Here is a 14,635-nt window from a genome sequence, read left to right on the forward strand (position 1 = left end):
GTCGGGCAAAATAGTAAAAGACTTATTTAATATTCATTTAACCGAGGAATTGTTCATGAGCCAAATCGTTGACATTCGTGCACGTGAAATTTTGGACTCTCGTGGTAACCCAACCATCGAGGCTGATGTCATTTTAGAATCTGGCGTTGTTGGCCGTGCATGTGCACCATCTGGTGCTTCAACTGGTTCTCGTGAAGCTTTAGAACTTCGTGACGGTGACAAATCACGTTACTTGGGTAAAGGTGTTCGCACTGCAGTACAAAATGTAAATGGTCAAATCAAGGATCTATTAAAAGGTCAAAATGTATTTGAACAGAAAGCGCTTGATGAAAAAATGATTGCGCTGGATGGTACTGAAAACAAAGAAAAATTAGGTGCAAATGCAACATTGGCAGTATCTTTGGCTGCTGCACGTGCTGCTGCGTCTGAAAAGAAAACTGAATTGTTCCAGTACATCGCAGACTTACGTGGTCAAACCACTTTGTCTATGCCTGTACCAATGATGAATATCCTGAATGGTGGAGCACATGCTGACAACACCGTTGATATTCAGGAGTTTATGATTGAGCCAGTAGGTTTTACCTCATTTGCTGAAAGCCTGCGCGCTGGTGCAGAGATTTTCCATGCACTTAAATCGGTGTTGAAAAAACAAGGTTTAAATACTGCGGTAGGTGATGAAGGGGGCTTTGCGCCAAACTTACGTTCAAATGAAGAAGCGATCACTGTCATTCTTTCAGCTATTGAAACAACGGGCTACAAAGCAGGTTCAGATATTATGCTGGCTTTGGACTGCGCATCTTCTGAATTCTATAAAAATGGTCAGTATATTCTTGCAGGTGAAGGCAACAAAGCATTTACCAGCAATCAATTTGCAGACTATTTGGCTGGTTTAGTTAATCAATATCCAATTATCTCAATTGAAGATGGTTTGGATGAGTCAGATTGGGAAGGTTGGAGCTATTTAACTTCAATTCTGGGCGATAAAATCCAGTTAGTGGGTGATGATTTATTTGTGACCAATCCTAAGATTTTACAACGTGGTATTGATGAACACGTTGCAAACTCAATTTTGATCAAATACAACCAGATTGGTACATTGACTGAAACTCTAGATGCGATTTATCTTGCTAAAGCCAATGGGTATACGACTGTAATTTCACATCGTTCTGGCGAAACAGAAGATTCTACGATTGCAGATTTGGCAGTAGGCACAGCAGCAGGTCAAATTAAGACTGGTTCGCTATGCCGTTCTGATCGTGTAGCAAAATATAACCAATTACTTCGTATTGAAGAATTGACTCATGCTGCATATCGCGGTAAAGCTGAGTTCAAGGGTTTAAACTAATCTTTGGATGCTATGTTAGAAGTATTTAAATCGACTTCGAGCAAATTGATACTGTTACTCGTCATCGTTTTGGTGGCGGGTTTACAGTACAGTTTCTGGTGGGGTGAAGGTGGTTACTTTGCTCACCAGACTTTACGTCAGCAAATTACCCAACAAGCTGAAATAAACGAAGAATTGAAAGAACGTAACCGGATATTAGCGGCAGAAGTGTTTGATCTTAAAAATGGCAGCGAAGCCATTGAAGAACATGCACGTTTAGATCTAGGTCTGATTAAGCCTCGTGAAACTTTTGTACAAATGAGTACCATTAGTACCCATTACAAACCGATTTATATTGATCCAAATGCCAAAGTAGACTTGGAAACCAATGAAACCCCGCCAAACCCAGACGTCCCAGATTAAGTTGTGGGCAATTATTCCTGCTGCGGGGTCTGGAAGTCGTTTTTCTAAAACCCAGCTTAAACAATATCAAACTATCCAAGATAAAACGGTACTCGAATATACGATTGATCGGTTGAATACATTATCTTTAGAAGGGTATGTGTTGGCGGTCAATGAACAGGATAGTGTTGCCAGAACCCTAAATTTTACTGCGCTTGAAAAAATTCACTTTTGCCAAGGTGGAACTGAGCGTGTCCATTCCGTTTTAAATGCACTGTATTATTTAACAGATCTGGCATCGGATAATGATTATGTTCTGGTGCATGATGCTGCACGTCCGTGTGTCAGTGCGCAAAACCTCAAGGAGTTAGTAGATTATTGTATTAAAAAGGATACATCTGCTATTTTGGCGATTCCTGTACGGGATACATTGAAGTTTGCAACAGAACACCACATTCAACATACGGTGAGTCGTGATTATTTATGGCAAGCGCAAACACCACAAATGGCAAAACTGGGTGTACTTCGTGAGGCGATTGAAAAAGCGCTCAATGATAAAATTAATATCACGGATGAAGCGAGCGCATTGGAACATGCAGGTGTTGTTGTTGATGTAGTACAGGGACGTTCTGATAATATTAAGATCACCTACGCAGATGATTTGGAATTAGCACGCTTAATACTGGCAGCTCAACAGCGCCACTAACTCTTTTTAAGTGAATACAAATTTAATTGTAATTATGAGTGACAAGCATTCACATAACAATGCTTGTCATCACCTCTATTCAGAATTAATTTAAAAATGATCTATATTTTTAATTCTCATAACTGAATTTCTTTTTATTAAAAAATATAGCACTACATTTTTCATTTACTTCATAAAAACAGCAGGCCTTGTATGCATATTATCGTGTTAGGTGCAGGCGTTATTGGAACAACTTCAGCTTATTATTTAAGACAGGCAGGTCATGAAGTGACCGTGATTGATCGGCAGCCAGGAGTGGCATTGGAAACCAGTTTTGCCAATGCGGGGCAGATTTCGCCAGGATATGCTTCGCCATGGGCGGCACCCGGTGTACCGTTAAAAGCATTTAAGTGGATGTTTCAGCATCATGCGCCTTTAACTATTAAAATTACAGGGGATATGTATCAGTATCATTGGATGGTACGGATGTTGGCAGAGTGTAATATTCATCGTTATAAAATTAATAAGGAGCGGATGGTACGCATTTCAGAATATAGCCGTGATTGTCTGGATGAACTGCGTAAAGACACAGGAATTCACTTTGATGAACGTCAGCTCGGAACTTTACAGCTTTTTAGGAAACAGCAGCAACTTGATGCTGCCGAAAAAGATACGGTTGTACTTCAGGAAGAAGGAGTTCCTTACCAGCTTCTGGATAAAGATGGTGTCATTCAGGCTGAACCTGCGTTAGCCAAAGCAACGGTTGATTTTGTTGGGGGGCTGCGTTTGCCTAATGATCAAACTGGAGATTGTCAAAAATTCACAGTTGAACTGGCAGAGCTGGCTGCAAAGCAAGGTGTACATTTTATGTTTAATACCACGATTAGTCATCTTGAAAAAGATGCTGATCAAATCAGTTCTGTCGTCTTGCAAGATGGAAAAAAACTCAAAGCCGATGCTTATGTGATGGCGCTGGGTAGTTATAGCCATGAAACACTTAAACAAATCGGGATTTTTGCGCCAGTTTATCCACTCAAGGGGTATTCGATTACGACTCCTATTATTGATACTGCTATGTCGCCTGTGTCAACCATTTTAGATGAAAGTTATAAGATCGCCCTCACTCGTTTTGATAACCGTATTCGTGTAGGCGGAATGGCGGAAATTAATGGTTTTGATCGTTCACTCGATACCAGCCGTGAAGATACTCTAAAAATGGTATTAGACCAGTTATTTCCCTTTGCCAGTGATTTAAATCAAGCCAGTTTTTGGACAGGGCTACGACCTGCAACCCCCGATGGTACACCAATCGTAGGGAAAACAAAGTATTCAAATTTATTTACCAATACAGGGCATGGCACATTGGGTTGGACGATGTCATGTGGTTCTGCCAAATTATTAGCAGATTTGGTGTCCAATCAGACTCCACAGATTGAGGCGGATGATTTAAGTATTGATCGCTATGGAAAGCATACGCATATTTAGATTATTTAAATTTTAATTAGATTATTAATAGTCAAACAATTTGTAGTCTATATTGAAAGATTTAGTTTTATGATGTCCCTCGTAGTCGGGGGGGAGCGCATTGCGAATCTAAAGTAAAAAATAATGAGTGGGTTTGAGGGGGTGGCATGAATGGCGCGATAATTAAAATACTTGGAATGAGTTTTTTAACGTCGATGCTTATGCTTTCAGGATGCCAACTCGTTCAGTTACATGAAAATCAATTGAGTCAGTCTTTAAATAACAAAGTCACGAATATATTAACCAGTCAGCACTTAAGTTCGGCAACTGCGAATATTATTTATTTGACCAATTTTACTCAAAAATCCTGTTTGGCAAAATTTGATCAATGTTTAAAAGCTTTTGATGATATCCATTCTACTGATAAAGATGCTTATCATGCGGCTTTAAGTGAACTTTATCTAGCAAAAGCACTTGAGTTAGAACAGAAATGCCATGTCGTCTCAGCTTCCAATTGTAGTGACATGGAACTTAAATACTTGGATCTAAGTTTAAGACATAGTTATTATTATTTATTTGAATCTAAAAATACACCTTCACATCGGGCCTTTGATTTTCGTCAAAATCAGGTACGTATATTTTACAATGTCGCGATTTCAAAGCTAATTAGTCGATATTATGAGCTTCATCACCACACACATTTGCCAGATACAATTTTAATTGCAGGACATACATATAAAGTTGATTCTTCACAATTTCCGCATCTAAACGAGCGCATGATTGTAGATATTAAATCAAGTTATAACATGAACTTTTCTGGCTTTCATACGGTGAATCGAACGGATGGTTTGGGCGCTGAATTTGTAGTGGAATTTACTGAAAATTATAAAAATAATGGTTTTATTTTAGATCCTGTACAGTTTTATCAAAATTTACTCTCTCCGAATATTCATGAGCCCAAAGTATTACCATTAACTGCACTTATGGTTCCAGAGGATCCTAGTGTGCCGTTTGATGTTGAGACAAGTAATTTTAAAATTCGTTTAATAGATCCTTATCTTTATCAGCAAGTTGACGTTAATCAGGCGGATTACACTTTAACTGCGAATTATTCAGCACCTTATGGTTACTGGTTATCCCAGAATAAATTGGGTCAGGCAGGTTACTGGACATTATTAAATAAAGAAAATGACTTATTAATGCCACATTTATATATGCTGGAACCTTATAATCCAAATAAGAAAGTGATTGTCTTTATCCATGGTTTGGCCAGCAGTCCAGAGGCGTGGGTATCTTTAACTAATGATATTATGGGGGATCAGCAACTACGTGATCATTATCAGGTTTGGCAGGTTTTTTACTCAACCAATATGCCAATTTTTGAAAGTCGCTATCAGATTTACACTTTATTGACTCAAATCTTTAAGAATATTCAAACAAAAAATCCACCTGTGAAAAATGCGGTTTTGATTGGGCATAGCATGGGAGGCGTGATTAGTCGGTTATTGGTCAGCCATCAGGATATTTCTGAAGCTGCCATTAAAAAAATGACGAAATCACAATATGACATGTTGCTACAACATCCAGTAATTTATGAGCGATTTCAATTCAAACCCATTCCAAATTTTTCTCGTGCCATTTTTATTGCTGCGCCGCATCGTGGAACAATGTATGCAGATCGTTGGTTTACACGCTTGGCAAGGAATATCATTAAGCTTCCAAATGAATTTTATAATAGTGTTCAATCCACTTCTTTACTGGATAAAACCAACCCATCGCCACATCATGGGTTAATTGAAAATGGTGCAAGTAACTTGAGTGAAAGTTCTGATTTTATGCTTTTGACCAAAGATGTAATACCTGTTCGAGCCATCAAATACCACTCGATTATGGGTAATTCAGTGGATTCAGAGCAGCCTACGTTTATGAGTGATGGTATTGTGCCGTATCAAAGTTCCCATTTAGAGGGAGCTCAATCAGAAAAAATTATTCGTAGTGATCATTATGTACAGATGACGACATCGGCAATCAATGAGATGCGACGAATTTTATTAGTTCATCTTGAGGAAACTGAGCCTCAAACAACATCCAATCATCCATAAATATCATATTGATTCAATTAAGTATTTTTTGTAATTCACATTTTAAAACCAAAAAAAGCCATTTTGTATAGGAGAAATGACTAGAATGTAAAAGCAATAAAAACGAGTTTTTGTTTTTATTATTTATCATTTTTGTGTCTAAAGTCTCTATATTGTGTGTTTAAAGCTAGATCTACAGACAATTACAAAATGATTAGAAACTAGAAAAACTATTGAAATGAACAAAAAGGTTAATGAATTATGCAGTTACCTCTTATTACTCCAGATGAATGTGTATTGGTACTCGTTGATCATCAGGCGGGTTTAGCCTTCGGTGTAGGCTCTAAAGACCGGCAGGTTTTGCTTAATAATGCGATTGCATTAGCGCGTACGGCTAAAGTTTTTAATATTCCTATCATTGCATCTACTTCGGCCAGTAAGGTCTATAGTGGCCCAATGCTTCCGGCTTTACATCGTGAAATTCCGGAAGTTCAGCCAATTGAACGACGAAATATGAATGCTTGGGAAGATGACACTGTACGTCAGGCCATTTTGGACACAGGCCGTAAACATATTTTGCTTTCAGGCATGCTAACTGAAGCCTGTGTGAGTTTTCTTGCTTTGTCTGCGGCTGCTTCGGGTTTGAATGTCTCTGTGGTTGCGGATACTTGTGGCGGGTTGACGCTGGAAAGTCACGAGTTGGCTCTGCAAAGAATGCAGTCGAAGAATATTCAAATGGTTAGCTGGATTCAAATCTTGCTTGAATTACAACGTGACTGGACACGTAAAGATACCTATGACGGGGCACGTGCCATCGTTGAAGGATTCGCAGGAGGATATGGAATTGGTCTGGCCTATGCGAGAGATATGATCAAACCCACTTAAGCGTACTATCAAAAATGGGCAATAATTTTGTCACTTTGTAAGGAGTAATCAGCACTTTTTGATTACTCCTTTAGTTATCTAACTTTTTCTCGTGCAGCCAGATAAGTAGCTGTATGAATACAAGAATTGCTTAATTGTTCAATATTATTTTGAACAATTTCAATATTTTCCCATTTTTGCATCTGTTCAAATAACCAGACAAAATGTTCAACATCTGGAACCGCTGAATCATCCACAAAATGTCGAATAATCGATTCAATGGCATAATATTTTTTTACGTGAACTTGGGGCGAACATTCAAAACGAATAATATTGAATTCAGATAATATTTGCCAAACGGGTTCAAAGTTTTGCAACGTTTCTAATTCTTTTTGCGCTTTAATTACGGCTGCGGTAAGTGCAATTAATGTATTGGGATGTTGAGAGGCCCATTCACTTGTGACCGCTAAAACTTTATCGGCAATAGCCGGAATAATATCGCGACTGGAAGCGACGATTTGGCTGACACCTTCAATTTCTCCCTGTGTATTCCACGGTTCTCCAACGCAGAAACCATCGATAAGACCTGATGAGAGTGCTTCTACCAAGTATGGAGGGGGCAGCGTTTTCAATACAATGTTCTGTGCTAAGTTTTGATTGGCCAAAGCCAGCCATTCCCGAAGGCAATAATGATGAATAGAATGTTTAAATACATGCGCTAAAGCAACTGGATGGCCTTGATTTATGTGATCTACTAATTTTTGTGCCGCCATTTGCGCAGAGTCTGTTGTCTCAATAGCAAGTGTATAGCTTAAATGTTGATTCAAACTGATATAAGCGCGATTAATACTTAAAACCAAAGGGGTTTTTAGTTGAATACCAATTTGGTCATCAGCCACTGCAGCAGCAGGTAACATGGCAGACAAACAGTGCGCTGCGTCTAGTACACCAAATGCCAATCGGTCTCTTAAACTTGCCCATGAGGCTTCTTTTACCAAAGTAACATCTAAACCAAACTCTTCAAAGAAACCACGTCTCTTAGCCCAAAGTAGTGCAATACAATCTAACAGAGGGATATAACCGAGCTGGATTTTGGTTTTTTCAAGTGAGCTCATTTAATCCTCCTTAATAGGGTGGTTCAGTAATTGTTGTGCATCAATCATTCTCCGGGCCATTTCACCCATCGTGATACGGTGGCTCATCGCATTTTTTCTTAATAGTTGAAAAGCCGTATCTTCAGAGAGGTGATGTAGTTGCATTAATAACACCTTCGCTTTTTCAATGTCTTTACGATCAGCCAATTTAAGTTTTGTTTCTTTAAGATCACTTTCAAGCTGTTTATGTTTCTTATACTGCTCGATTGAGATTTCCAAAATTGTGTCTAAACGAGCGGGATCAATACCATCTACAATATACGCAGTTACACCCGCAGCAATCGCCTGTTTAATGGTCTCTTTGTGGGTATTCTTGGTAAAGAGAACTGTCGGCAAATCAAAATGACTCACGCAACTTTCGATCAAGTCGCGATGTGGATGATCCATATCCAGAAGAATCACGTCTGCTTGTAAGTTCTCGAGTTGAAAGTCACCCAAATGTTCAAGTGTCAAACAGGCAACCACATCGAAATCATGAGCACGTAAATTTTGCTGAACAAATTCAGCACGTTCAAGATCATCATCAATCAGTGCAATTTTTAATTTTGGCATAAATAATAGAACATGAGTATTGATACGCTTGACATAGTTTAAGCGAAATAAATGAAAGGCATACTAGCAAAATTGATGCCACACAGAAAAATATCGATTTCTAACAATTTTATTAGAGTTTTGATTGGGTTTGACCCGTAATAGCGCAGCAGAGGATCATTTTGACGCAACTTTAAAACAGATCCTTATGAGGATGAAATTAAAGTATTTCAGAAATAAATTAAAGAAAAGCACTGTGATTTTGATATTTATTTTTATATTTCAAATATATAAAGTAATTTTAATAATGTCTGAGAAAGCTGGCACAACACTTGCATAATCTTATCTGAGTCAATGACGACTCAAATTGAAAATTTGTAAGACGGCCAACGATGTCCGTTCTGATCGATTGCCAATACAGCTTTGTGCTGTAAAGCCCATATTACGTTCAGTTCAGGAGAAGGCGATGTCTTCAAATTTAGATTTAAACGCTAAGAAAGCGACAAAAATAAATTTATTCAATTTTAGTGTTCCAGCGATGCGAGCCTTCCATATGAGTTGGCTCGCTTTTTTTGTCTGTTTTTTTGCATGGTTTGCATGCGCACCACTTATGCCTGTGATTGCTGGTGAGTTCCATTTAACCAAAGATCAAATTGCCAATATCAATATTGCAGCAGTCGCAATTACGATTTTGGTACGTCTTATTGTTGGGCCATTATGTGATAAATATGGGCCAAGGAAAACGTATACCGCTTTATTACTTATTGGCAGTATTCCTGTATTTGGAGTGGCTGCTGCCAATAGTTATGAATCCTTTCTTTTTTTTAGATTATTAATTGGTGCGATTGGGGCAAGCTTTGTCATCACTCAATATCACACCAGTATTATGTTTGCGCCTAATGTGGTCGGAACCGCCAATGCCGCTTCTGCGGGTTGGGGTAATGCTGGTGGTGGAGCAACTCAGGCAATTATGCCAGTGTTGTTATCCGCATTAGTCATGTTCGGTGTTGAACAGGCAATGGGCTGGAGAGTTGCACTTATTGTACCGGGCTTGATGATGGTGGTGGTTGGTATTCTCTATTGGAAATTGACCCAAGATACCCCTCAAGGAAATTATAAAGATCTACGTGCGCAAGGTATTCAAGTTGGGAGTGATAAAAAAGGTGGTGTAGCAATTTTGATGCATGCCGCACGTAACTATCGTGTCTGGATTCTATTCGGTGCGTATGCTGCCTGCTTTGGTATTGAAATTTTCATTCATAACATTATTGCAATGTATTACGTCAATAACTTTAACTTTGGATTAAAAGAAGCAGGTTTTGCTGCGGGGATTTTTGGTCTGCTTGCTTTATTTGCACGTGCTTTGGGCGGAATTGTTTCAGATAAAGTTGCCATCAAAAAAGGGCTGGATGGTCGTACTAAAGTGCTATTTGTGATGATTTTGGGGGAAGGGTTATTTCTCATTTTATTTTCTCAAATGAACAGTGCAATGCTGGCGATCATCAGTATGACTGTGTTTGCACTATTTACTCATATGGCGTGTGGTGCAACGTATGCTTTGGTGCCGTTTATTGATCGTGATGCTTTAGGTGGCGTTGCTGGCATTATTGGTGCTGGTGGAAATGTCGGTGCAGTCGCAGCAGGTTTCCTGCTTAAAGGAATGATGGACATTCAAACGTGTTTAATGGTGTTAGGTGGTTTGGTGGTGATTGCTGCAGGTTTTGTGATGCTGATTCGTTTCTCGGTTGAACATAAAGTCAAAGAACAGCGCCTATTTGAACAGGCAGTTCTTGAACGTAACAACCTTGTTTAGACAGATCTAACATCATTCAGAGGAGAACACCCATGAAACTCATCATGATTGGCCATGGTATGGTCGGCCACAAATTTATCGAAGCCATCTTAGAAAAAGCAGATGATGAACTGGAAATTACCATCCTTGCTGAAGAGCCGCGTATTGCCTATGACCGCGTACATTTAACCGAATATTTTTCAGGAAAATCAGTAAAAGATTTATCATTGGCGCGTTTTGACTTTGCTGATGCACATGGTATTGATCTACGACTAAATACCAGAGCGATTGCAATCGATGCTGCTGAACAAACGGTTACCACCAATTTTGGTGATGTTATTCACTACGATAAATTGGTTTTAGCAACCGGCTCATATGCTTTTGTTCCTCCTATCTCCGGCAATGATCGTGAAAACTGTTTTGTCTATCGTACTATTGAAGATTTAGATGCGATTCGTGCAGCAAGCTTAAATGCCAAATCAGGTGTGGTAATTGGTGGCGGTTTGCTCGGTTTGGAGGCTGCTAAAGCCTTGCGTGATTTGAATCTGGAAACTCATGTGGTCGAGTTTGCACCGCGTTTGATGGCAGTACAGATTGATGATTTAGGCGGTAAAGTTTTACGCCGTAAGATTGAAAATCTTGGGGTAAACGTTCATACCCAGAAAGCCACACACTGTATTGAAGCAGGTCAAACTACTACTCATGTTATGAAGTTTGCGGATGGTAGCGAGCTTGAAACTGACATTATTCTATTCTCAGCGGGGATCCGTCCGCGTGATGAATTAGCACGTGTGAGTGGTTTAGCACTTGGCGAACGAGGGGGTATTAAAATCAATGATTATTGCCAAACCTCAGATGATAATATTTATGCGATTGGTGAATGCGCACTTTGGGATAATAAAATCTATGGTTTAGTCGCACCAGGCTATGACATGGCACGAATTGCTGCAAAACATATTCTTGCTGAAGAAACCCATTGTTTTGCAGGTGCAGATATGAGCACCAAGCTAAAACTGATGGGTGTGGATGTCGCTTCGGTGGGTGATGCACATGGCATGACCCCAAACTCAGTTAGCTATTTCTATGCTGATGAAGATGCATTGGTTTATAAAAAAATTGTGGTTGATGCCGACAAAACTAAATTGCTTGGTGCAGTACTCGTAGGTGATGCCAAAGAATATAATGATCTTTTGCAAATGATGTTGAATGGACTCTCGCTTCCAGAAACTCCTGAAAGTTTGATCATGCCTGGTTTTGCCGATGTAGGTGCAAAAACGGGTGGCAGTGGTGTCGATTTGTTACCGGATAGTGCAATCATCTGTTCATGTAACAATGTCTCTAAAGCGGATATTTGCCAAGCCATCAGTGAGGGTTCAACTTCTTTAGGCGCTTTGAAAAAATGTACTAAAGCTGCAACGGCGTGTGGTGGTTGTGCGCCCCTTGTGACTCAAGTCTTAAAATCTGAATTGCAACGTCAGGGTGTAACGGTCAATAACCATATTTGTGAGCATTTTCCATACTCACGCCAAGAGTTGTATCACTTGGTTCGTGTCAATGAAATCAAAAGCTTTGATGATTTAATTCAACACTATGGTCATGGTTTAGGTTGTGATATTTGCAAACCTACAGCTGCAAATATATTGGCATCATGCTGGAATGATTTTGTTTTAAAACCAAATCATGCAGGTCTACAAGACAGTAACGATTACTACTTGGGCAATATACAAAAAGATGGTTCTTACTCTGTCGTGCCGCGGATGGCAGGAGGTGAAGTTACACCTGATGGTTTGATTGCTGTAGGACAAATTGCTAAAAAATACAATCTTTATACCAAAATCACAGGCGGACAACGTGTCGACTTATTTGGCGCACAAATTCATCAATTGCCTTTCATTTGGGAAGAACTCAACGCAGCAGGTTTTGAGTCTGGGCATGCTTACGGTAAATCATTGCGTACCGTGAAATCATGTGTAGGAAGTACATGGTGTCGTTATGGTGTAGATGATTCTGTCGGTTTAGCGATTGAGCTGGAAAACCGTTATAAAGGTCTGCGTTCGCCGCATAAATTGAAAATGGCAGTATCAGGTTGTACCCGTGAATGTGCTGAAGCGCAGAGTAAAGATGTGGGTGTGATCGCGACTGAAAAAGGCTGGAACTTATATGTTTGCGGTAATGGTGGTATGAAACCAAGGCATGCAGAGTTACTGGCTTCCGACCTTGATACCAAAACCCTGATTCGTTATATCGACCGTTTTTTCATGTTTTATATCCAAACAGCAGATCGTTTACAACGCACAAGTGTGTGGCGTGACAATATGGAAGGTGGGTTGGACTATCTGAAATCAGTTATCGTCAATGATTCATTGGGTTTAGCTGAAGAACTTGAGCGCCGTATGAGTCACGTCGTGGGTACATATCAAGATGAATGGCGCACAGCGGTTGAAGATCCAGAAATTCGCAAACGCTTTCAAACCTATATTAATGCAAGTTCAGATCAACAAGCTGATCCGCATATTCAATTTACTAAAGTTCGGAATCAGATTCGTCCTTTGAATCAGGCTGAACGTTCAGAAGACCGTATACCTATGGTTGAAGCATAAGGAAATAGAGATGACCAGTTTAAAGAACATCAATATGCTACCAGAAAGTCACTGGGTGGATGTATGTAACTTAGACGATATTACGCCTAATACAGGTGTGGGCGCGCTCATTGAAGGTCAGTCAGTCGCATTATTTCGTGTAGGTTACGAGAAACGCATTTATGCGCTTAGTAATAAAGACCCATTCAGCCAAGCCAATGTAATGTGTCGTGGCATTATTGGAGATTTACAAGGGGAACGTGTCATCGCATCGCCAATTTACAAGCAACATTTTAGTTTGGCAACTGGACGTTGTCTGGAAGATAAAGACCAAAAATTATTGGTTTTCCCGACTAAAATTGAGAATGGCCGGGTTTGGGTGGGTACAGTTCCACAAAAAACGTATATTACTAATAATGGCATTTCACAAGAAAAGCTGAAACTGGTGCTGATTGGTAATGGTTTAGCGGGTATGCGTTGTTTAGAAGACCTACTTGACATGGCACCAGATCGTTATGAGGTGACCGTTATTGGGGAAGAACCTTGGGGTAATTACAACCGTATTATGCTATCACCCGTTTTGTCAGGCGAAAAAACCATTGATGACATTATGTTACATCCACATGTGTGGTATAGCGAAAAAGGCATTAAATTGATTGCCGATGATCCTGCTGTAAAGATTGATCGTACCCGGAAAGTCGTACACACAGAGAAAGGTGAACATGTAGATTATGATCGATTGATCATTGCAACAGGCTCGAAGCCTTTTATTCCTCCAGTGCAAGGTTCCGATTTGAATGGAGTGATTAGTTTTCGTGATATTTATGACGTGAATACTATGCTCAAATATTGTGAAACCAAGAAAAATGCAGTGGTAATCGGTGGCGGTTTATTGGGACTGGAAGCAGCTTATGGTCTCAAACAACGAGGCATGAATGTGACAGTGCTGCATTTGATGAACCGAATTATGGATCGTCAACTGGATAAACGTGCCAGCGCGATGTTACGCCATAGCATTGAGAAAAAAGGCATTAATATTATTACTGAAGCGAATACAGAGGCTTTAATTGGTAATGACGGTCATGTCAGCCAAGTTCGGCTTAAGGATGGAACGTTGCTTGAAGCTGATTTAGTCATCTTCGCAGTCGGTATTCGTCCAAATATTCGCTTGGCTCATAATGCAGGATTACGATGTAATCGCGGTATTTTAGTCAATGACACGATGCAAACCTTTGACCCAAGTATCTATGCAGTGGGCGAATGTATCGAGCATCGTAATCAAACTTTTGGTTTGGTTGAGCCACTTTGGGGACAAGCATTTATTTGTGCAACGCACTTGGCTGAACATGGAAGTTTGACATTTAAATCACCTACAGTTCCAACTCAGTTAAAAGTCAGTGGTGTGGATGTTTTCTCTGCTGGTCGAATTGATTTAGAAAATAGCGAAACAAAAGAAGATTATGAAGACATCATTTTAAATGACGATAAACGTCAAATTTACAAACGTATTATTATCCAAAAAGACAAAGTGATTGGCGCAGTTTTGTTCGGGGATACTGAAGATGGAATGTGGTATGCCGAGTTGATCGCAGATCAAACACCCGTTTCAACATTTAGAAATAAATTGTTATTTGGTAAGGATTTTGCAATGAAAAAGGCAGGGTAATATTTCTAAGAGGTTAAATTCCTGAAAATAAGATGAAAACTCAGCAAGACTCTTGAGAGTAAGCATCTTTAGAGAGATTAACGAGTTAAAGGG

At 39.6% G+C, this 14,635-nt stretch carries 11 protein-coding genes; 9 read left to right on the top strand and 2 right to left on the bottom strand.

The annotated features are described in order from the left end of the window. The first annotated feature begins 55 nt into the window (after positions 1–55). The 6 genes from eno to IAE19_RS06990 all read left to right on the top strand — a co-directional run bounded on the left by eno (position 56) and on the right by IAE19_RS06990 (position 6,841). Positions 56–1,345: a phosphopyruvate hydratase gene (gene eno / locus IAE19_RS06965; RefSeq protein ID WP_200460204.1), complete on the top strand. Its 1,290-nt coding sequence runs from the start codon at positions 56–58 to the stop codon at positions 1,343–1,345. A 12-nt stretch (positions 1,346–1,357) separates the two neighbouring features. Further along, positions 1,358–1,747, top strand: coding sequence for a cell division protein FtsB (gene ftsB / locus IAE19_RS06970; protein ID WP_200460205.1), 390 nt, complete (start codon positions 1,358–1,360; stop codon positions 1,745–1,747). Further along, on the top strand, positions 1,713–2,432 hold the full coding sequence (ispD, locus tag IAE19_RS06975; RefSeq protein WP_200460206.1) for a 2-C-methyl-D-erythritol 4-phosphate cytidylyltransferase: 720 nt from the start codon (positions 1,713–1,715) through the stop codon (positions 2,430–2,432). Before ftsB ends, ispD begins: the two co-directional genes overlap by 35 nt. Before the next feature lie 192 nt (positions 2,433–2,624). Continuing rightward, positions 2,625–3,896, top strand: a complete 1,272-nt coding sequence (locus tag IAE19_RS06980; protein ID WP_200460207.1) for a D-amino acid dehydrogenase — start codon at positions 2,625–2,627, stop codon at positions 3,894–3,896. Positions 3,897–4,042: 146 nt separating this feature from the next. Continuing rightward, positions 4,043–5,977, top strand: coding sequence for an esterase/lipase family protein (locus IAE19_RS06985; RefSeq protein WP_200460208.1), 1,935 nt, complete (start codon positions 4,043–4,045; stop codon positions 5,975–5,977). 240 nt (positions 5,978–6,217) lie between these two features. Continuing rightward, the gene (locus tag IAE19_RS06990) at positions 6,218–6,841 is read left to right on the top strand and encodes a hydrolase (protein WP_200460209.1); all 624 of its coding nucleotides are present in this window, start codon (positions 6,218–6,220) and stop codon (positions 6,839–6,841) included. A 74-nt stretch (positions 6,842–6,915) separates the two neighbouring features. On the opposite strand, the gene IAE19_RS06995 is transcribed toward IAE19_RS06990, so the two are convergent. Together IAE19_RS06995 and IAE19_RS07000 are read right to left on the bottom strand one after the other, a co-directional pair. After that, entirely contained in the window at positions 6,916–7,935 is a 1,020-nt protein-coding gene (locus IAE19_RS06995) for an ABC transporter substrate-binding protein (RefSeq protein WP_200460210.1), read from the bottom strand. Beyond that, on the bottom strand, positions 7,936–8,526 hold the full coding sequence (locus IAE19_RS07000) for an ANTAR domain-containing response regulator (RefSeq protein WP_200460211.1): 591 nt from the start codon (positions 8,524–8,526) through the stop codon (positions 7,936–7,938). Between the two features lie 445 nt (positions 8,527–8,971). Here IAE19_RS07000 and IAE19_RS07005 point away from each other — a divergent pair, with 445 nt between their 5' ends. Genes IAE19_RS07005 through nirD form a run of 3 tightly spaced genes read left to right on the top strand, consistent with a single transcriptional unit; the run spans position 8,972 to position 14,542 of the window. Further along, on the top strand, positions 8,972–10,318 hold the full coding sequence (locus IAE19_RS07005) for an MFS transporter (RefSeq protein ID WP_200460212.1): 1,347 nt from the start codon (positions 8,972–8,974) through the stop codon (positions 10,316–10,318). Between the two features lie 32 nt (positions 10,319–10,350). Continuing rightward, entirely contained in the window at positions 10,351–12,897 is a 2,547-nt protein-coding gene (nirB, locus tag IAE19_RS07010; protein ID WP_200460213.1) for a nitrite reductase large subunit NirB, read from the top strand. 10 nt (positions 12,898–12,907) lie between these two features. Next, complete coding sequence (nirD, locus tag IAE19_RS07015) at positions 12,908–14,542, top strand: nitrite reductase small subunit NirD (protein ID WP_200460214.1); 1,635 nt, start codon at positions 12,908–12,910, stop codon at positions 14,540–14,542. Positions 14,543–14,635 lie beyond the last annotated feature (93 nt).

It is taken from the genome of Acinetobacter sp. S40, from assembly GCF_016624705.1.
GTDB lineage: Bacteria > Pseudomonadota > Gammaproteobacteria > Pseudomonadales > Moraxellaceae > Acinetobacter.